The 18,821-nt window shown below is 62.0% G+C and carries 18 protein-coding genes; 5 read left to right on the forward strand and 13 right to left on the reverse strand.

From position 1 onward, the window contains the following. Nucleotides 1–93 precede the first annotated feature (93 nt). The 12 genes from ACWIFB_RS04380 to ACWIFB_RS04435 form a co-directional block, all read right to left on the reverse strand. Nucleotides 94–1,305 carry an acetyl-CoA C-acetyltransferase gene (locus ACWIFB_RS04380; RefSeq protein WP_454057443.1) on the reverse strand — a complete coding sequence of 404 codons (1,212 nt, stop codon included), beginning with the start codon at nt 1,303–1,305 and terminating at the stop codon, nt 94–96. Nucleotides 1,306–1,357: 52 nt separating this feature from the next. Next, nucleotides 1,358–1,816: a MaoC family dehydratase gene (locus tag ACWIFB_RS04385; protein WP_454057444.1), complete on the reverse strand. Its 459-nt coding sequence runs from the start codon at nt 1,814–1,816 to the stop codon at nt 1,358–1,360. Nucleotides 1,817–1,839: 23 nt separating this feature from the next. Then, nucleotides 1,840–2,568, reverse strand: a complete 729-nt coding sequence (gene fabG, locus ACWIFB_RS04390) for a 3-oxoacyl-ACP reductase FabG (RefSeq protein WP_454057445.1) — start codon at nt 2,566–2,568, stop codon at nt 1,840–1,842. A gap of 31 nt (nt 2,569–2,599) precedes the next feature. After that, nucleotides 2,600–3,823 (reverse strand): CaiB/BaiF CoA transferase family protein, encoded by a 1,224-nt coding sequence (locus ACWIFB_RS04395; protein ID WP_454057446.1) that lies wholly within the window; start codon nt 3,821–3,823, stop codon nt 2,600–2,602. After that, nucleotides 3,820–4,995: an acyl-CoA dehydrogenase family protein gene (locus ACWIFB_RS04400; protein ID WP_454057447.1), complete on the reverse strand. Its 1,176-nt coding sequence runs from the start codon at nt 4,993–4,995 to the stop codon at nt 3,820–3,822. Before ACWIFB_RS04400 ends, ACWIFB_RS04395 begins: the two co-directional genes overlap by 4 nt. A 167-nt stretch (nt 4,996–5,162) precedes the next feature. Beyond that, the gene (locus ACWIFB_RS04405; protein ID WP_454057448.1) at nt 5,163–6,677 is read right to left on the reverse strand and encodes an aldehyde dehydrogenase family protein; all 1,515 of its coding nucleotides are present in this window, start codon (nt 6,675–6,677) and stop codon (nt 5,163–5,165) included. Next, nucleotides 6,674–7,459 carry an SDR family NAD(P)-dependent oxidoreductase gene (locus tag ACWIFB_RS04410; protein WP_454057449.1) on the reverse strand — a complete coding sequence of 262 codons (786 nt, stop codon included), beginning with the start codon at nt 7,457–7,459 and terminating at the stop codon, nt 6,674–6,676. Before ACWIFB_RS04410 ends, ACWIFB_RS04405 begins: the two co-directional genes overlap by 4 nt. Nucleotides 7,460–7,463: 4 nt before the next feature. After that, on the reverse strand, nt 7,464–8,432 hold the full coding sequence (locus ACWIFB_RS04415; protein ID WP_454057450.1) for an ABC transporter substrate-binding protein: 969 nt from the start codon (nt 8,430–8,432) through the stop codon (nt 7,464–7,466). Nucleotides 8,433–8,455: 23 nt separating this feature from the next. Beyond that, nucleotides 8,456–9,241 (reverse strand): ABC transporter ATP-binding protein, encoded by a 786-nt coding sequence (locus ACWIFB_RS04420; protein WP_454057451.1) that lies wholly within the window; start codon nt 9,239–9,241, stop codon nt 8,456–8,458. After that, nucleotides 9,238–10,008: an ABC transporter permease gene (locus ACWIFB_RS04425; RefSeq protein WP_454057452.1), complete on the reverse strand. Its 771-nt coding sequence runs from the start codon at nt 10,006–10,008 to the stop codon at nt 9,238–9,240. The genes ACWIFB_RS04420 and ACWIFB_RS04425 overlap by 4 nt, the downstream gene beginning before the upstream one ends. Further along, the gene (locus ACWIFB_RS04430) at nt 10,008–10,793 is read right to left on the reverse strand and encodes an alpha/beta fold hydrolase (protein WP_454057453.1); all 786 of its coding nucleotides are present in this window, start codon (nt 10,791–10,793) and stop codon (nt 10,008–10,010) included. Before ACWIFB_RS04430 ends, ACWIFB_RS04425 begins: the two co-directional genes overlap by 1 nt. A 120-nt stretch (nt 10,794–10,913) precedes the next feature. Further along, nucleotides 10,914–11,837 (reverse strand): LysR family transcriptional regulator, encoded by a 924-nt coding sequence (locus tag ACWIFB_RS04435; protein ID WP_454057454.1) that lies wholly within the window; start codon nt 11,835–11,837, stop codon nt 10,914–10,916. Between the two features lie 223 nt (nt 11,838–12,060). Between ACWIFB_RS04435 and ACWIFB_RS04440 the strand changes: the two genes are divergently transcribed. From ACWIFB_RS04440 to ACWIFB_RS04455, 4 genes are all read left to right on the forward strand, one after another. After that, entirely contained in the window at nt 12,061–13,650 is a 1,590-nt protein-coding gene (locus tag ACWIFB_RS04440) for a carotenoid oxygenase family protein (protein WP_454057455.1), read from the forward strand. 53 nt (nt 13,651–13,703) lie between these two features. Next, the gene (locus ACWIFB_RS04445; RefSeq protein WP_454057456.1) at nt 13,704–14,432 is read left to right on the forward strand and encodes an alpha/beta fold hydrolase; all 729 of its coding nucleotides are present in this window, start codon (nt 13,704–13,706) and stop codon (nt 14,430–14,432) included. 76 nt (nt 14,433–14,508) lie between these two features. Then, nucleotides 14,509–15,285 carry a CoA transferase subunit A gene (locus ACWIFB_RS04450; protein ID WP_454057457.1) on the forward strand — a complete coding sequence of 259 codons (777 nt, stop codon included), beginning with the start codon at nt 14,509–14,511 and terminating at the stop codon, nt 15,283–15,285. After that, nucleotides 15,285–15,956: a 3-oxoacid CoA-transferase subunit B gene (locus ACWIFB_RS04455; RefSeq protein WP_454057458.1), complete on the forward strand. Its 672-nt coding sequence runs from the start codon at nt 15,285–15,287 to the stop codon at nt 15,954–15,956. The genes ACWIFB_RS04450 and ACWIFB_RS04455 overlap by 1 nt, the downstream gene beginning before the upstream one ends. A gap of 230 nt (nt 15,957–16,186) precedes the next feature. Here the strand turns inward: ACWIFB_RS04455 and ACWIFB_RS04460 are convergent, their stop codons facing one another. Next, nucleotides 16,187–16,876, reverse strand: coding sequence for a TetR/AcrR family transcriptional regulator (locus ACWIFB_RS04460; RefSeq protein WP_061230162.1), 690 nt, complete (start codon nt 16,874–16,876; stop codon nt 16,187–16,189). Between the two features lie 117 nt (nt 16,877–16,993). On the opposite strand from ACWIFB_RS04460, the gene ACWIFB_RS04465 reads away from it, so the two are divergent. Then, nucleotides 16,994–18,571: an MFS transporter gene (locus tag ACWIFB_RS04465; protein ID WP_031264631.1), complete on the forward strand. Its 1,578-nt coding sequence runs from the start codon at nt 16,994–16,996 to the stop codon at nt 18,569–18,571. The last annotated feature ends 250 nt before the right edge of the window (nt 18,572–18,821 follow it).

Here is an 18,821-nt window from a genome sequence, read left to right on the forward strand (position 1 = left end):
TCAATCAGTAGACAGATCAGTAAGCTAAAGTCACTGCGCGCTCGCACTGTACTGTGGCTGAGAGGCGAACTCGTGCCTGGTAGTTTCTTTCGACTAAGTTGCGCGCTCGAATATTGCGGCTAAGCCTTGGCCGCCCCCGATGCACATCGTTTCGAGTCCGTAACGCCCATCTCGGCGATCGAGTTCTCGCAGCAACGTAGCAAGAATGCGGGCACCGGTCGCTCCGACCGGATGTCCAAGGGAGATACCCGAACCATTCGGGTTGAGGCGTGGATCGTCAGACGCGAGACCCCACATTCGGGTCACCGCAAGCGCCTGTGCTGCAAACGCCTCGTTGAGTTCGATGACGTCCATATCTGCAAGCGAGAGCCCTAGCCGGGTCAGCACCTTCTCTGTTGCGGGCACCGGTCCGATGCCCATCGTCCGTGGAGGCACGCCCGCCACCGCCCAGCCAGCTAACCGAGCCAGGGGGCGCAGTTGGAGGCGCGCAGCCATCTCTGAAGTGGTGACGATCGCGATTGCCGCGCCATCATTCTGCCCGCTCGAGTTACCGGCGGTCACGGTCGAGTCAGGGTCCACTTTGGACCGGATCGCAGGTAACTTCGCAAGGGATTCGATGCTCGTATTTGGGCGGGGATGCTCATCAGTGTCGATCTTTAGTGGATCCCCTCTGCGCTGCGGCACTGATATCGGAACTATTTCTGCGGCGAATGCGCCGCTCTCCTGAGCGGCGACGGCGCGCTGGTGAGATTGTGCCGCCAGGGCATCTTGGTCGCCTCTGCTTATGGCAAACTCGGCACGGAGGTTCTCAGCAGTCTCGATCATGCCACCGGGAACTGGGAAGTTTCGCCCCCCGGCTGTGACTCGGGCCCGGGCCAGCCGGTCGCTGAGGGTGACGGATTCGCTCCGAACCCCGTATCGCATTCCTGTGGTGTAAAACTCGGCCTGGCTCATTGACTCAACGCCGCCAGCTAGGATCAGGTCGCTGTTTCCGGATTGGACTTGCATGACAGCAGTAATAATCGCTTGCAGCCCGGAGCCACACCGACGGTCGACTTGGAGGCCGGGCACGGATTCGCCAAGGCCAGCGTTCAACGCGGCGACGCGGCCGATCGCGGGAGCCTCCCCGTTGGGAGAGGCCTGACCGAGTATGACGTCGTCGATGTCCGCGCCGACTAGGCCGGCACGAGAGACGATTTCGGCAATAACGGTTGCTGCGAGATCCTCGGGAGCGAGGCCTCGGAATACTCCGCCGAAGCGGCCGACGGGAGTACGAAGCGGTTCGCAGATTACTGCATCGGGCATTGGTGGCTCCTCGAGTCAGGACCGGGCGTTCAAGTATCTATCTGCACGGGGTTCACGAAAGTATCAGCGTTACAGTCTCGGCGGCGAGGGCGGGCTTGTCACCACCGTCGATCTCGACCAGATAACTGACCGTGAGAAACATATTCTCGGATTCCGATCGAAAATCTTTGATCGTGGCGATCAACCGTATTCTGTCTCCGGCTCGGACCGCTTGTGGATATCGGACCTTATTGCTGCCATAATTTATACGAGCCGAACCTGCTTCGATTGTGTATAGCTCTGCCGAGAGAGCCGGCAGCAGCGACAGTGTGAGATAGCCGTGGGCTATCGTTGTGCCATAGGGGCCAATAGCTGACCGCTCGACATCGCAGTGAATCCACTGATGATCGTTTGTCGCGTCGGCGAAAGAGTCGATACGGTCCTGGTCGATCGTGAACCACTCAGTCGGCCCAATCTGCTGACCGAGCGCCTCGTGGATCTCAGCGACGCTGGCGAAGGTCCGGAGCGCCATGTTGAATTCTCTCTTTCCTGAGCTCAGATGTGCCTGCCACCAGTCACTTCGGCAACTGTGCCGGTCATGTATGACGACATATCAGATGCGTAGAAGAGCGCCACGGACGCCACCTCCGAAGGCTCGCCGGCTCGCTGCATGGGTATTTCAGCCATTTTCTGGTCCCATACCTTCTCGGTCATCGCCTCAGTCATCGCGGTCCGGATGAGGCCGGGCTGGATGGCGTTGATTCGCACGCCTACGTGCGCCACTTCTTTGGCGGCAGCCTTGGTCAGACCCACTATCCCGGCTTTCGCCGCGGAATAGTTTGTTTGTCCGACGAAGCCCACCTTTCCTGAGATCGATGAGAGATTGATGATTGATCCACCGCTCGCCTCTCGCATGAGTGCAGCGGCTTGGCGAGTTCCGTTCCAGCATCCCCGTAGGTGCACCCTGATGACGTCGTCGAACTGCTCGTCGGTCATGTTGCGCATAGTGGCGTCCCGCGTGATTCCTGCGTTGTTGACCATGATGTCGAGGGAGCCGAAGATGCCGGTCGTCTGGGCAAGCAGGTCGGCCACGTCCTCAGACGAGGCGACGTCGCAGCGGAAACCATGAGCGTCGCCACCCAGCGTCTGCGCTGCGATCCGCGCCTTCTCGCCGTCAAGGTCTCCGATCACCACTCGGGCGCCGTGCCCGGCGAAAGTCTGCGCGATCGCCAATCCGATGCCTTGCGCACCGCCGGTGATCACCGCTGTACGTCCTGTCAGCATGTCCCTGCCCTTTCGTAGTTGTGGAGTCTGGTCAGTGCGCCTGCACCGGCGAGTGCACGCTGGCTTGGTGAACCACTCCAGTCGCCACCAGTTCGTGGACGGTGTGGGTGCCCAAGCCGACCTCAGCGAGCAGGTCACGGGTGTGTTCTCCGAGTGCGGGAACCGCACCCATGGCCGCATCGACATCGTCAAAGGTCACCGGAGGGAGCAACGCCTCCACCGTTGCGAACTCGGTTGGGATCGTTCGCCACCGGTTCCGTGCGCGGAGTTGAGGATGGTCAACGGTCTGTCCAACGTCCTTGATCTGCGCCGCGGGTATACCTGCCGCCACGAGTCGGGCGTCGAGCTCTTCGCTCGTCCATCGCGCGGTACGCGCTCCGACTTCCGCATCACAATCCGAGCGGTTCCGGACGCGTTCGATGTTCGACACAAACCGCGGATCATCGATCAGCTCCGGGGCACCGAGTACATCGCGTGCGAGCGAACGCCACCCCGATTCGCTCTGCACACCGATTAGTACCTGTCCGTCGCTGGTGGGGTAGGCATCGTACGGCGAGATCGAAACGTGGCTCAGTCCCATCCGTGGTGGCTGCACTCCCGCATACTTGCGGGTGTAGACGGCGTGCCCCATCCACTCGACGGTGGCTTCGAGCATCGACACCTCAACGGCGGCGCCCTCACCGGTTCTGGTTCGACGAAAGAGCGCCGCTAGCACGGCCTGGGCGCAGTACATCCCGGATGCGATGTCTGCGGTCGGGATGCCGGTCTTGACTGGCGTATCGGGGGTTCCGGTGATCGAGATGAGGCCGGCTTCCGCTTGGATCAGCATGTCGTAGGCTTTGCGGTCCTCAAACGGCCCACCGCGTCCGAAACCTGAGAGGTCTACGGTGATCAGCTCCGGTTGTTCGGCGCGCAGGGCGCCGGAACCGAGCCCTAGACGTTCGGCAGCTCCGGGCGCGAGGTTCTGTATGAACACGTCAGCTCGGCTGACAAGTCGCCGAACCGCATCGCGTCCGGCGTCCGTCTTCAAATCGATGGCGACCGACTCTTTCCCGCGATTGAGCCAGACAAAATGTGCTCCGGTGCCATGCACTCCGGTGTCGTATCCACGGGCGAGGTCTCCACCGTCGATGCGTTCCACCTTGATAACGCGCGCTCCAAGGTCAGCGAGGTTCCGAGTCGCCAGCGGGGCTGCGACTGCTTGTTCTAGAGCAACAACGGTTACACCGTCTAGCGGAAGACTTGTGCTCGTCATCGATTGGCCTTCTGGGCTGCGCGAACCAATCCCCCACCGATGATCAGTCGCTGGATCTCGCTGGTGCCCTCATACAGTCGCAGTAGCCGCACATCGCGATAGATGCGTTCGACCGGTACCTCTCGCATGTAACCGCTACCCCCGTGTACCTGGACCGCTAAGTCGGCCACTCTCCCCACCATTTCTGTGCAGTAGAGCTTTGCTATCGAGGGGGCCAACCGGCGGTCCTCCCCCGACACCCATTTGGCCGCCGCGTCCCGGACCAGCGCCCGCCCGGCGGAAACGCCGGTCTGTTGATCAGCAAGCATCGCCTGAACCAGCTGAAAGCTCCCGATCGGCGTACCCCCCTGGGTGACTGACGCCGCGTATGCGACCGACTCATCCAGGGCGCGCTGGGCCTGACCGACCGCGAGTGCCGCGATATGTACCCGGCCCCTCGCCAGTGAGGTCATCGCGGCGGAGTAGCCGGCGTCCTCGTTGCCGCCGACCAGGGCAGACGCAGGAACCCGGACGGCGTCGAAGTGGACGTCTGCCGTCCACGAACCTGCTTGACCCATCTTCTTGTCCGGGCTTCCCACCGACAACCCTGGCGCGCCTGATGGCACGAGAAAGACGGCGATGCCGGTGCCGTCCTCGTCCGCCGGACGCGTTCTGGCGAACACGACGAACAGATCCGCGAGCGGCGCATTGGTGATGAACCGCTTCTGGCCGCTAATGACCCAGTCGTCCCCATCGCGTACTGCCCGCGTGCATAGGCCTGCCGGATTGGACCCTGCGCCGGACTCGGTCAACGCGAATGACGCGACGATCTCACCGGAAGCGATCCCCTCAAGCCAATCCGCTTTCTGCTCGTCGGTGCCGAATCCGACGAGGACCTGCCCTGCGATTCCGTTGTTCGTGCCGAACATCGAGCGAAGCGCGAGCGAGGTGTAGCCGAGCTCCATCGCGACCTCGACATCTTGCGCGAGGTCGAGCCCCAATCCGCCCCATTGCTGGGGAATTGCGTAGCCGAACAGACCCATTGCCCGTGCTGCCTCGCGGATGTCGTCCGGGATCGCATCGAGATCCGCGATTTCCGCCTCTCGTGGGACCACCACGTCTCTGACGAAGCGACGAATCTGCCTCACGACCTCGGATAGAACGTCTTCTGGAACATCGGCATTCGTGTTCATAGATCTACTATCACCCACCCATTGTTAATGGTCCAATATCAATTAGCCACTTCTGACATAACGCTCTTGCATATATGAGATCCTGCGTCGGTGGCCACGCTATGGCCGAAGAGGAACGCAGCGTGTCACGCAGTAGCGCGGCGCCGAGGGTGCCTCCGATGTCACCGTCAGATTTCGGTGGCCACGGACTCCAGACCGGCTGGCAGCACCACTGTCTTGACCACGGTGTACTCCCTAATGCCCTCGAGGCCCTTCTCGGTGCCGATGCCGGACGCGCCCCGCCCACCTATCGTCGCCTCGGTACCGCCGCTGGCGCCGTAGCCGTTTATCCAGAAGAACCCCGTGTTGACCTTCCGAGCGGTACGCATCGCGGTCGCCAGATTCGAGGTCCAGCAGCCACCAGCGAGGCCGTACTCCGAATCATTGGCCATCGCGATGGCGTCGTCCGCATCCGTGAATCGTTGGACCACTAACACCGGTCCGAAGGTCTCTTCGGTGAGCGCGGAGCAGTTGACCCCACTCGGTATCTCCAGGATCGTGGGGCGATAGAAAGCCCCCTGAACAGCAGCTGCCGTGCCGCCACACAGGAGGTGAGCGCCCGCCGAGACCGCGTCGTCAACAATCGCTTGCACCCGCTCCACGTCATCACGTGAGACGAGGCAGGCGACCTGTGTCTGCGGGTGGAAAGGGTCACCTACGGCGATTCCCTCAGCTGTTTCAACCAGCTTCGCGATGAACGCCTCGGCGATCGATTCCTGCACTAGCAGGCGTGATCCCGAAAAGCAGCGCTGTCCGGCATTGCGGAAGATGGCGGTCGCAGATCCGGCTACCGCCGCGTCGAACGGCGCATCCTCGTAGACAATGTTCGCGGATTTACCGCCCAACTCCAGCAGCACCTTTTTGAGTTGGCGGGTGGCCTGCGCACCCACGAGTGCACCCACCGTGCTGCTGCCTGTGAACGTCACCATCGTCACCTGCGGCGCGTCGATGATCTGCGACCCCACCGACGCACCTCCGTGCACGAGATTGACCACCCCCGGCGGGACGCCTGCCTGTTCGAGGCAGCGGACAAACTCGACAACGGCGAGAGGCGCCTGTTCCGGGGCCTTGGCCACGACCGTGTTGCCCGTGGCCAGCGCTGGAGCGATCTTCATCCCGCAGAAGATGAGCGGTGCATTGAAGGGCATCACCACGCCCACCACACCAACTGGTTCGATCCAGGTCATGGCCTCGACGTCACCGCCCGTGGGCAGTGTCGCCCCGAAGAGGCGCGTGGCCCACCCGGCGGCCGAGCGCAAGAACTCGGCACATCCGAGAACGTCTCCCCGCGCACCTGAGTAAGTTTTGCCGTTGTCGAGGGCCACAAGGGTGGCGAGACGATCCAGGTCGGCAACCATCAGCTCTGCGGCATGCTCGAGCATGCGAGCACGGTCGCGCGCCTTCATCGCGGCCCAGGCCGGCTGCGCCTCTTTTGCTGACGCGGCGGCTCGAGTCACTTGGGATGGCGAAGCCGGGCGCAACCAGGCCAGAGAGTCCCCGGTGATCGGCGTCCGAACCTCGAATGGCTCACCCTCTCCCTCGAGCCAGCTACCGGCGATAAATGAATGCTCGGCTTCCGGAATCCGGGCATCGACCAGAGTCCGGGCAAGACGTTCGGCATCCGGTGCGATAAAACGGGTCACTTCGGATCAACCTTCGGCTTGAGACTCCCGGTCGAGCCAGCGATCAACCCACCGTCGACGACGAGTTCCGCACCGCTGATATACGAGGCACCGTCGCTCAGCAGAAAGAGCACCGCCTCAGAGATTTCAGCTGGCTCACCGATTCGTCCGATCGGAATCCGTCCAACTGATTGATTGATTGCGCCTGCAGCTTTCTGCTTGGCGATGAAGTCGGTGTCGACCAGTCCGGGCAGGATGGTATTCACCCGAATGCCGTGACTCCCCAAGGCCAGCGCGGCACTCTTGGACATCATGCGCACCGCGCCCTTGGTCGCCTGATAGGCGAAAGACACCTCGGACGCGAACTTGCCGAGAGTTGAGGCGATGTTGACGATCGCGCCGCTTCGCGCGTCGACCATATGCGGGGCGACGGTCGCCATGCCGAGCCAAACTCCTACTTGATTGACGCCAATGACGGCGTTCCAGATCTCAGGCGTCGTGTCGAGGACCGTTCCGCCCAGCGAGATCCCAGCATTGTTCACCAAGCCGTCAATGCGGCCATGTCGGTCGATGACATCCGTGACGACTGAGGTCCATTCCTGCGCGTCGGAGACATCCAGGTGGTGAAACGTCGCGTCGAGACCGGCAGCACGGAGCCGGTTGGCCTCTTTCTCACCTCGTTCGCCGTCAACGTCCGTCATCTGCACGATCGCGCCACTGGCGGCCGCCGCTTCAGCGTGCGCGAGCCCCTGCCCGCGCCCGGCGCCAGTAATGAGTATCACTCGGTCAGTGAGACTACTCATGCTTTCAGTCCTCCATTCCAAAGAACTCATTGCCGGGCATCTCAGTGATCACGCCCTGATCGACCATGGATTGCAGCGTCGCTTTGAGCTCGTCGGCTTCCGGGCCAGGGAAGGCCTTGACATCGAAGTTGATTGCGCCGGACTCGATGAGCTCCTTGACGACGCCTGGCGCTCGGCCTCCTTCCACAGCGCGCTCGTTGACCTGGTCGGCGTGAGCGAGCATCCAGTCAGCCTGCTCTGCGTAGGCGTCCATAAGGCGGTCCGAGACAGACGAGTCAACCTTCTCATCGTTGACTGCTACGACGAACTGGATGAACGGCTTCTTGCCGTTCGCAAGCTCGTCAGCGTCGGCCACGATCTTGACATTGGGAAAGCGCTGCTTGGCCTCAAAAAGCGCCTCTCCCCACCCCATCGCAAAGTCCGCGGTACCGGCTGCGAGTTGCTGGATCGCGGTCGAGGAGCTGTCGCCGTTAACTACCTCGTAGTCCGTATCAGCGTCCAGACCGGTCTTGTCGAGAATCTGCAGTTGCACGTTTGACCATGTACCGGTCGTCGACGGCGCGACCATGCGGCGGCCACGTAGGTTGTCCGTGGTCAGCTCGGCCCCCTGGGAGAGCACGGCGGCGTTCGACCTGGCGAACGAACCGGCGAGTCGGATGGGCGCTCCCTGGACGGCGCTAGACGCGAAAGACTCCGGGCCCCCAACCACCGCGTCGACCCGGCCTCGCGATAGGTCCGTGTAGAGGGCTTGGAGGTTCGTGTATTCCTTGTATTCGATCGAAATGTCGTGCTCGGCCAGTAGCTCGGTGTTCTCAGCCAGATACCGGCTGGTGAGCGACGTTGTCGCGATGGTTCCGGCGTTCCACTGCCCCAACACGATGGTGTTGTCGGAGGGATCGGCCTCGCCAGCGGAACATCCGGCGAATGTGACGGCTGTGGCCACCGCGACCACAGCGGACAGAATTTTCTTCATAGGGTTCTCTTCTCGTTTGTAGGTCAGACGTCCGTGGAGCTACCGGGGTCGAGCATGATGTTCTGTATCTCGCGCCTGACCTCAGCGAACTCCGGGGTGCCCACGGGAGCGACATCTCGCACCTGGTACTCCCTCAGAATCTTGGCGGGGCGGCCTAGCAGGATGACCCTGTGGGCCAGATCGAAGGCCTCTTCGATGTTGTGGGTGACGATGATCGACGTGATTTCTTCCTCATCCGCCAACTCGACGAAATCTTTCCGCAGCGTCTTCGCGGTGACCTCGTCCAGTGCGGAGAAGCTCTCATCGAGAAGTACGAAAACCGGTTGGACGGCGAAAGCCCGGGCCAACGACACTCGCTGACGCATTCCGCCTGATAATTGATTCGGGTAGAGGTCAAAAGAATCCCCGAGATGCATCTTCTCGAGCCAGTACCTGCCCGCCCGCTCACGCTCACCACGGCCCTGGCCGAGGATCTCGCCACCGACGCACACATTGTCAAGGGCTGTCCGCCACGGCATAAGACGTGCCTGCTGAAATGCCATACCGATTCGGCCTTGCAGCTTCTTATGCTGCACATACGGATCGAAATTGTCGATCCGGACCGTCCCGCTGGTAGGCGCCATGTTGCCGATCAGCAGGTTGAGAAGCGTCGACTTGCCGGCACCGGTACGTCCGAGGATGGCAATGCGCTCTCCTCGCCGGACCTGAAGGTTCAGGCCTTCCACAGCGAGCAGATCGCCAAAGTAATGCTGGACCTTATCAAACGATATCACGGTGTCAGGCAAAACATTTGTATCAGATTGAGTCATCGCACTACCGCCTCGGTACGCCAGCGGAGGATCCGCTTCTCGGCCAGATCTATGATTCTCAGGATGATGAAGTTGATGATCACGAGGATGATGGTCCAGCCAAGGATCATGTCGACCTGGTAGGTCGCCTGCGCCTTGCTGAATTGCTGACCGACACCGTTGCTGGCGCCGATGAGCTCGAAGAACACCAGTAGTTTCAGAGTCATTGCGGCCGTGGAACGCAACGTCATTATGAGCGTGACAAAGGACTGCGGCACCAGCAAGATGCGCAGAACCTGCCAACGGTTCGGGCGGAATTGATCAATCGCCTCAAGCAGATCCTTGTCCATGTCGCGGATGCCTTCGTACACCGCGATGACGAAGAACGGGAAAGCGATCAGAAATGTCGTGAAGAAGATGCGGAGTTCGATATTCTCGATCCACAACACCGCGAGCAAAACCCATGAGAGCGCGGGAATAGCCTGGATGATCGCCGTGACCTGTCGCATGTAACGCCCGAAGTATTGACGAAAGGCGCCCATCAAGAGACCAATAGCCCATCCGGCCACCACGGCTGCCGCGAGCGCCACCACATACCGGCCAAGCGTGATAAACAAAGGCTCGTACAACGTGGTCACGATTGTCACCACAGACGAAAGAATTTCGCCCACAGTAGGGAAGATGAACCGCGGCAGAGTGAGCGAACCGATCCATAGCAGGAGCAGAAATGTCAGTACCGCCGCCGGAGTAGCCCAGTTTTGTTTAAGGTAGCGACCGGATTGCCTCATCATCCGTCCACCTCGGCAAGGAATTGATCTACAAGGGCGGAATAGCGGTCGAAGTCCTCGGCAAACCCATAATGGCCCACACCGCTGAGTTCGTGGAATCTCGAGTCAGCAACAAGGTCGTCTATGACCCGCATCCCCGCCGGCGGGCACGCGGTGTCACACTCGCCCGCGATCAATAGCGTTGGCACAGCGAGTTCGCGTAGTGCCGGCCGACCGTCGTACTTGGTCAGCGCAGTCAGAGAACGCTCGAAGACGTCAGTGTCCATCTCGGAAATGACCTGCACGACCAGGTCAACGTCCTTACCCGCTGCTCCAGGCCCCATCATCTTCCGGAGCAGCTTGGGCGCGTACTCGGCCACGGTCATGCCCTGCCGAATGGGATCCAGTCGTTCGTGTAGGAATCGGTCCTGATCCTCTGCCGTACGAGCTTTGAATCCTGCCGACGCTGCCGACAACACCACCCCGCTGACAGTCCGCGAGGTCGCGTTGACTGCGAGCGGCGCGATCAACGATCCCATCGAATGACCCAGCACCACGTTTCGGCTCGTGCCGAGTGCATCGATCATGCCGATAGCCGCATCAGCAAACCCTTCCACCGTGGCGGACGCCGGCGAAGCGCTCACCCCGTACCCCGGGCAGTCCCAGGCGACAACGCGCCGGCCGCCGTCCGCGAGGTGATCTTGCAGTCGACGAAAGTAGCGCCCATCACCGTATGCGCCGTGCAAAAGGAAGACGGTCGTCTCCCCCTCGCCGGCTTCTCGAAAGTGCGGAAGCGTAGTGGGCATCGGCGTCATCTCCTGTTCGGTCGGCAGTCACGCTGCGTCAGTGCTCCGTGACCTACGACACTTTCAGGAAATGGCCATGCAAGTCCAATACTTATTCGGCGGAACAGTCATGCCTTTGGCTTATCGATCCGCGTCGAGAGGGGTAGGAATGGTGGCGCGAGCGACCTCGATGACCGCTCGCAGGGCTGGTGACTCATTGTCCCTACGCCAGGCGAGCGCTGATTCGATTCGTGGCAGCGCGCCGCGCAGGGGCTTGCACACCACTCCGGATCGCCGCAGATGAAGGACGGATGAGACGGTGATGGTGACGCCCACCCCCGCGGCGACGAGATCGAGGATGGTCAGCGAGTCTGGCGCCTCCTGGACAATCCTCGGTGTGAATCCCGCCTCATGCGTCACCCGGATAAGGGCATCGCGGACGCTGGACCCCCCCGTGCCGGGAAATGTGACGAACGGACTGTCGGCCAAGTCCGCGACGTCGATGCTGTCCTTCTCGGCCAGTGGATGGTCGGACGGAAGAGCAGCAATCAACGATTCCAGCTGCACGACGAAGGTCTCGATCTGTGAATGCTTGACGGGAAGTCGCACGAGGCCGAGATCCATTTTCCGCGAATCAACTCGGTGGATAACCTCGCCAGAGTACATCTGGCCGAGCAGGCTCAGACGAATCCCCGGGTAGGCGGCGCGGACAGCGCGAGTGACTTGTGGGACCACGTTGTGGGCACTTGCTCCAGCAAAGCCCAGACTCACCCGACCGACTACACCATCTGGGGCCTGGACAACGAGCTTGGCAGTCTCGACGTCGTCAAGAATGCGCAGAGCAACTGGGAGAAGTTGCTCCCCGGCCTGAGTAAGACTCACCGACCGCGTGCTGCGCTGAAACAAGGTGACGCCGAGTTCTTTCTCGAGTGCGGCCACCTGCTGACTCAGTGCCGGCTGCGCAATATGGAGCTGTGCTGCCGCACGCCCGAAGTGAAGATGCGTGGCCACCCCCACGAACCCTGCGAGGTGTCGAAGTTCCACCCGGGCCCCCTTTCCTGGCACGACTGCCGCTCCAGCCGTGAGATGAGCAGGTACGGCGTAACGCGAGCGCCAACCAGCACACGCGCAACCCCTAAGCGCCCAACCAACAACTTGTGCCAAACATCACAATAGCACACATTGATATCTATATGCAATCAATCGTGTACTTATAGATTCCGTTGTTGCACACTCGCTGTATTGAGCCGCTGGCTCAACATTCCGACGGCAAGGAAGAGAATCTGCGATGTCTGACCACGATCCCCTTTACATCAGCGTCCCTCACGAGCATGAGACCGATAACCCCTTCCTACAGGGGCCGTTCAAGGCACAACGGAACGAGCTCGATGCAACACACGACGAGCTCACGATCACCGGAGAGGTCCCCAAAGACCTCTTCGGCATGTACGTGCGTAACACGCACAACCAAGCTCAGGCACCCCTGGGCATTTACCACCCGTTCGACGGAGACGGCATGCTGCATGCCATCCGCTTCGAAGACGGCAAGGTCGAGTATCGAAACCGTTTCGTCCGGACGACCGGCTTCCTTGCCGAGCAGGGCGCTAAGAAATCACTGTGGCCTGGCCTCCTACAGCCGGGTGACTACCAGCGTCGCGGATGGGGCTCGATGGGAGTAATGAAGGACAACGCGGGCACGGACATCAATGCTCACGCCGGCCACCTCATCGCGTCAATGTCCCAAGGCAGCGAGCCCTGGGCCCTGAGCCCCGACACGCTTGAGACCCACGGAGCGCACGAGTGGGGGCGCCTAGTACCAGACGGTCTCTCGTCCCACTACAAGGTGGACCACGAGACCGGCGACATGATTTTCTTCAACTACCCTGAAAAGTTCCCGCACATGCACTACGGCGTGATCTCCAAGGCCAACAAGCTAGTGCACTACGTGCCAATCGAGCTGCCAGGCGCACGCTGGCCACACGACATGGGCATGACCAAGAACTACTCGATCCTGCATGACCTGCCCTATTTCTTCGACCCCAAGCTGCTCAAGCAGGGCACACGCAAGCTCGAGTTCCACCGCGACATGCCCTCGCGTTTCGGGATCATCCCACGCTTCGGCCGCAGCGAGGACATCCGCTGGTTCGAGACCAAACCATGCTGGGTGATGCACCTGACCAACTGCTACGAGGACGGCGACTGGGTGATCCAGGACGGCTGCATCTGGGACAACCCGGTCAAGCCGCCGGTGGGCGATAACACCAACGTCTTCGCCAAGATCAGACGTCAACTGGACAAGCACGCCACGCACACGCACATGTACAGGTGGATGTTCAACCTGCGCACCGGTGAAACCCGCGAGTTCTCACTTGACGACGAAGTCACCGAGTTCCCAGTCGTGTCAAGCGACTACAACGGGATCAAGTACCGGTACTCGTATAATTCACTATTCGTACCGAACGAGTGGCTGATGGCCGGAGTCAAAAAGTACGACCTCGCGACTGGCAATTCCGCGCGCTTCGAATACGGCGAGGGGCGGTTCGGAAGCGAGTCCTGCATCGCACGCGCGGTAGGCGCCTCAGCCGAAGACGACGGCTATCTCATCAATTTCGTCACCGATGTCGGCCAGGACCGATCAGAGTGTCTGATCCTACGCGCTGACGACATCGCCGCCGGGCCCGTCTGCACGATCGTTCTTCCCGAGCGCATCTCAGTGGGCACCCATGCATGCTGGGTGGAGGGTGACCGTCTCGAGGGCGAAAACCGAAATGCTTCCGAGTTGGCAGGCATCGCATATGGCGACTCATTCCGCACAGTCGGGATTGACTCGATCAACACGCCGGAGGCAGCCATCGACTTCGCCGCGACAGAGCAATGATGCGTCCGACACCATCGGAGCGACCAGCTGGTCCGACAGCCGACGACTCCCCAATGACCTTCACCTTCTTGCATGGAATGAACAACGATGCCACTGTATGGGCACCCGTGATCAGATCACTCGATGGACTGGTGAAGCGCTCATTCGCTCCGGACCTCCAGCCACTCAGCTCAGTGGAAGAAATCGCCGACGACGTTGCCGAATCCGCACCTCCAGGAGTGCTGGTGGGGCACTCCTTCGGCGGGGCGGTTGCGATGGCCATGCTCGAACGGAATCCGCGGCTTGTCACTCACTTGGTGCTCGTCGCATCATCGCTCGGAGCCGACACCCCGGAGCAAGCCGACGCACGGCGGAAAAAAGCAGATCGACTCGATACCGAATCGGACTATATCGACTTCGCCGTCGAACTGATGCCGAAGGTGTACCACCCGACCCACGCTGCCGACACAGCAATGCGAGACGCGCGGCGTCGATCTGTCCGAACGTACGGCTTGCAACGGTTCAAAGCACATTCCTACGCCATCGGGAACCGACCTGACCGCACAACTACCGTTCGGAACACCACTGTACCGATACTGGTGGTCGCGCCTGAATCAGACACCGTGATTCTTCCCGAGCGGCAGGAACAGTTCGCTCGCGATGTGCGTGCCGACTTCCAAGTAGTCGCGAGCGCAGGCCATATGCTGCCCGCGGAGCGCCCAGAAGAACTCGCCGCCGTGATCGAGGACTGGCTGAGAAGAAACTGCGCGGACAACCGCGCACGCACAACGAATTCGTACTGACGGCATCCCAAGAAACCCCGCAAAGTTGCACCACCGACGCCTTAGCCCGCGGCGGGTTAAGCGGAAAGCAGAGTGTATGTCCAGCAAGATCATGACCGCGGCGGAGGCCGTCGCGGATATCCCGGCCGGGGCGTCGATCGCCGCGGGTGGGTTCGGACTGGTGGGGATCCCCCAGGTCGTCATCGAGGCGCTCGCCGCGCGCGATGTGGGGGACTTCGAGGTGTTCTCCAACAACGCCGGTGTCGACGGCAAGGGCCTGGGGATCCTTCTCGAGACCGGCAAGCTGCGCCGCATCGTGGCCTCGTATGTGGGGGAGAACAAGGAGTTCGCCCGCCAGTACCTGTCCGGAGAGCTGGAGGTCGAACTGACCCCCCAGGGCACGTTGGCCGAGCGGATGCGCGCCGGCGGCTCCGGGATCGGGGCCTTTTTCACCCGCACCGGCGTGGGCACCTTCGTCGCCGACGGCGGGATGCCATGGAAGTACGACTCCGACGGTGGCGTGGCTCTTCAGTCCCCGCCCAAGGAGACCCGTGAGATCCGCGGCCAGACCTACGTGCTCGAGCAGGCCATCGAGGCGGACTTCTCCGTCATCCGGGCCGCGGTGGCCGACCGCAGCGGCAATCTGCGGTTCAACCTCACCGCCCGGAACTTCTCGCCGCTGGCCGCGATGGCCGGCCGCGTGTGCATCGTGGAGGCGGAGAAGATCGTCGAGGTGGGCCAGCTCGCGCCGGACGACATCCACCTGCCAGGCATCTTCGTTCACCGCCTGGTGGAACTGACACCGGAGCAGGTCGCCGAGACCAAGTGGATCGAGAAGACCACCACCAACCCGCCCTCGGAAGGACAGCGCTGATGAGCAACACCGCCACGCCCGCCCGCCGCGACCGTCAGGCCATGGCCGCCCGCGCGGCACTGGAGCTGGCCGACGGGCAGTACGTCAACCTGGGGATCGGCCTGCCGACTCTAGTGCCCAACTACGTCCCCGAGGGCGTCGAGGTGACGCTCCAGTCCGAGAACGGCCTGCTGGGTATCGGACCGTACCCGCACCCCGACGAGGTGGACCCGGACCTGATCAACGCCGGCAAGGAGACCGTCACGACCCTGCCCGGCTCGTCGATCTTCGACTCGGCGACCAGCTTCGGGATGATCCGCTCCGGCAAGATCGACGTGGCCATCCTGGGGGCGATGCAGGTCAACCCCGCCGGCGACATCGCCAACTGGATGGTGCCCGGGGCCATGGTCAAGGGCATGGGCGGCGCGATGGACCTCGTCGTGGGGGCCCGACGGATCGTGGTGGTCATGGACCAGGTCGCCAAGGACGGCTCGTCCAAGATCGTCTCCGAGATCACCCTGCCCCTGACCGGGCTGGGATGCGTGAACCGCATCATCACCGAGCTCGGCGTGTTCGACCGCGACTCCGGCGGCCTGACCCTGATCGAGCTGGTCGACGGTGTCACCCTCGAGCAGATCACCGCCGCCACGGACGCACCCTTCCGAGTGAGCGGGGAACTGGCTGCAAGCTAGAACTCCAGCTCCGAGCCGACCCCGAAACCGATAACAACGCGGTCGGGCATGCAAAGCGCCGATGCACTCGTGTCGTCCGGTAACCAGACGTTATGACAAGTAAAAGGTGTCGAGGTGTCGATTGTGCGAACTCGACACCTCCCCGAATGGCTCGCAGCTCGTTCGAACTCGGGCTGCGCCTGACCTGCGAGCAGGTGCGCATCGCGCAGAACAACAAGGACCGCCTTGATTCAGCAAGGTCCGCCGACGGCGCCTGGGCGGTTCAGATCGTGGCCGAACTCGGCCGGGATGGGTTTGTCTCCCTGCTTGCGGGCAGCAAGAAAATCATCAACAAGTTGCACGCATCCGTCGTGGTCGACCGTGCAGAGCCCAGTGAGGCGAGCGAACACGACGGGGCCCAGGAGTTGAACAATCGCGAAGGTGGTGTCGATGTTGCCGAGCTGCGCCTGTACGTCAGGCTGTGTGAGGATGTGGTCAAAAGGCTGCCGGTACTCCTCGATGACTCGACTGCGCAGTGAGGTGATCGCGGCCGAATCGGCAGGATCGCCGCCGACTGATCCGATTGACAGCCAAGCCAGAGTCGTAATGTTCAGCGGCGCCTGGTCAATCAGGTCGGCTTGGGCCGTGAGAAGCGCGATGAGTTGGTCTCGTACCGACCCACTGTCGGCAGAGACCTCGACGCGAGGCAACAGCCGCTCGAAGGTCGCCGCAAGCAACTGGGCGGTCCCGCCGAAATGCCGATAGAGCGTGGCCCGCGCAACCTTTGACATTCGAGTGACCGCCTCGACGGTAACCGCCTCTACACCGCCAGTGCTCAGGAGATGCGTGGCAGCGTCGAGCAATCGTTTTCGTGAGCGCAGCAGTCGCGGATCGAGCTGATCGTCGTCCGTAGCGGGCCGGTCAGCACTCCAGTCGTTCACGCTCTCCCCTTCGGCCGACGGTCACTTCTCGTCCAAGCTAACCTGTCCAGCCAGCCGGATACTGTGATACTACTTGTCTCAGACCAAGACCGACCATCTCACAGCAAGGGGCCGGCGATGCACTCACCCCAACAGACCATCACCGAATCATCCCGGTGGACCCGAGCCGAATGGTGGATGCTCACGGTGTCGTGCCTAGCCGTGGCGTTGGTGGTCGCGGCCATGGCCGCGCTGTATTCGGCATTACCGGAGATTGCGGTAGAGACTGGAGCGACGCAAGCCCAGCTGACCTGGATCGTCGACGGCTACACGCTGGTACTGGCGTGCCTGGTCCTGCCCGCTGGAGCGATCGGTGACCGCTATGGCAGACGCGCGGTTCTCGTAATAGGCCTGGCGATATTCACCATGGCGTCCGCACTTCCCCTGCTGCTGTCTGACCCGGCCTGGTTGATCGCTGCGCGAGCGATTGCCGGGGCGGGCGCTGCACTGGTAATGCCCTCGACGCTATCGATTCTGACTGCTGGTTTCGCCGCCGTTCATCGCGGCCGAGCAGTAGGTGTGTGGGCTGGAGTCGCCGGCTCCGGAGCAGTGTTAGGCATCCTCGGCGCCGGGGTGCTGCTTGAGCGCTGGTCGTGGGTGTCGGTATTTGTCGGACTGACCGCAGCGGGAGCCCTACTGGCCGCGCTGGCATGCACGATCGCTGAGTCCAGCCAGCATGATCACCCTCCCGTGGACTGGGTGGGCGCGGCGGCAGCTGCAGTCGCGGTTGCGGGAATCGTATTCGCCACGATCGAGTTTCCCGCGCGGGGCTGGGCCGACCCGATCGTTCTCGCCAGCGCCGGGGCCGGTATGTTGGCGACAGCCTTTTTTATCCTGATTGAGCTGCGATCCTCGGCCCCCTTGTTGGATGTTCGGTTGTTCGCCAAGCGCGGCTTCAGCGCCGGCTCGTTGTCGGTGGCCATCCAATTCTTGGTCACTTTCGGGGTATTCCTACTCCTGGTGCAGTACCTGCAACTGATCCTGGGATACGGACCGCTGGCCTCGGCGTTGGGATTGGTGCCGATGACGGTCCCCCTGATCGTGATCTCGGTGATCGCCCCCCGACTGTCACAGCGATTTGGACTACGAGTGATGACCGTCGCCGGTCTGGCGACCATCGCAGTTGGCCTGATGCTGGTCAGCCGGATGACCGTCGACGCACGTTACCTCGACCTGCTATGGCCGCTGTTGATCATGAGCGCAGGGCTCGGACTATGCACAGCCCCAGCGACCTACGCGATCATCGCCGAAACTCCGGAGAGCAAACACGGGGTCGCCGCCGCAGTCAACGATGCGGCCCGCGAGATCGGCGCTGCGATGGGGATCGCAGTGGCCGGCAGCGTGCTGGCCGCCGGATACACCCGCCACATCCAACCCGCCCTGCCTCAGTTACCCGAACCTGCCCGCGGTCCGGTCTCCGACTCCCTGGCCGCCGCCCTAGAGATCGCCGCACAAGCCGGACCAATGGCGCAACCATTGGTCGACTACGCCAAAGAGGCATTTGTCAACGGCAGCAGTCAGGCCACACTTACGTTGGCAATCCTCACCGCCGCAGCCGCAGTCTTGCTAGCGATCCTTGCCCCGGGCACTGCTCCGCGTGACCACAAGACCACGGCCAGTTCCACAGCACCGGCACACCGGGACAGCGTCGGATAGGTGGCCCGTCCGGCTTCCGGCTGCACTGACTCGTGCCTGGAGAAACTGCGCAAGGTCAGCAAGAACCGCGGTCCCTCCCGAGTGCCGAATCTCGGCGGTCGAGCTGCTGTGGCTAGCGATACCCACCATCTTCAGGGCGGGGTCAGTGGCTGGTGTGTGGCTTTCGCCGTTATATGGCGGGGTTCTGTCGACGCTCTGTGGCGGCATCTGCTCATGGCGATACACGCGAGCACCGGTCTGGTCACAGATA

Source organism: Dietzia sp. NPDC055340 (assembly GCF_053645335.1).

Bases quoted from the DNA above. Each gene is read 5' to 3' on its own strand.
- ACWIFB_RS04380 (WP_454057443.1), bottom strand. From the start codon at position 1,305: ATGCCCGATGCAGTAATCTGCGAACCGCTTCGTACTCCCGTCGGCCGC.
- ACWIFB_RS04385 (WP_454057444.1), bottom strand. From the start codon at position 1,816: ATGGCGCTCCGGACCTTCGCCAGCGTCGCTGAGATCCACGAGGCGCTC.
- fabG (WP_454057445.1), bottom strand. From the start codon at position 2,568: ATGCTGACAGGACGTACAGCGGTGATCACCGGCGGTGCGCAAGGCATC.
- ACWIFB_RS04395 (WP_454057446.1), bottom strand. From the start codon at position 3,823: ATGACGAGCACAAGTCTTCCGCTAGACGGTGTAACCGTTGTTGCTCTA.
- ACWIFB_RS04400 (WP_454057447.1), bottom strand. From the start codon at position 4,995: ATGAACACGAATGCCGATGTTCCAGAAGACGTTCTATCCGAGGTCGTG.
- ACWIFB_RS04410 (WP_454057449.1), bottom strand. From the start codon at position 7,459: ATGAGTAGTCTCACTGACCGAGTGATACTCATTACTGGCGCCGGGCGC.
- ACWIFB_RS04415 (WP_454057450.1), bottom strand. From the start codon at position 8,432: ATGAAGAAAATTCTGTCCGCTGTGGTCGCGGTGGCCACAGCCGTCACA.
- ACWIFB_RS04420 (WP_454057451.1), bottom strand. From the start codon at position 9,241: ATGACTCAATCTGATACAAATGTTTTGCCTGACACCGTGATATCGTTT.
- ACWIFB_RS04425 (WP_454057452.1), bottom strand. From the start codon at position 10,008: ATGAGGCAATCCGGTCGCTACCTTAAACAAAACTGGGCTACTCCGGCG.
- ACWIFB_RS04430 (WP_454057453.1), bottom strand. From the start codon at position 10,793: ATGCCCACTACGCTTCCGCACTTTCGAGAAGCCGGCGAGGGGGAGACG.
- ACWIFB_RS04440 (WP_454057455.1), top strand. From the start codon at position 12,061: ATGTCTGACCACGATCCCCTTTACATCAGCGTCCCTCACGAGCATGAG.
- ACWIFB_RS04445 (WP_454057456.1), top strand. From the start codon at position 13,704: ATGACCTTCACCTTCTTGCATGGAATGAACAACGATGCCACTGTATGG.
- ACWIFB_RS04450 (WP_454057457.1), top strand. From the start codon at position 14,509: ATGTCCAGCAAGATCATGACCGCGGCGGAGGCCGTCGCGGATATCCCG.
- ACWIFB_RS04455 (WP_454057458.1), top strand. From the start codon at position 15,285: ATGAGCAACACCGCCACGCCCGCCCGCCGCGACCGTCAGGCCATGGCC.
- ACWIFB_RS04465 (WP_031264631.1), top strand. From the start codon at position 16,994: ATGCACTCACCCCAACAGACCATCACCGAATCATCCCGGTGGACCCGA.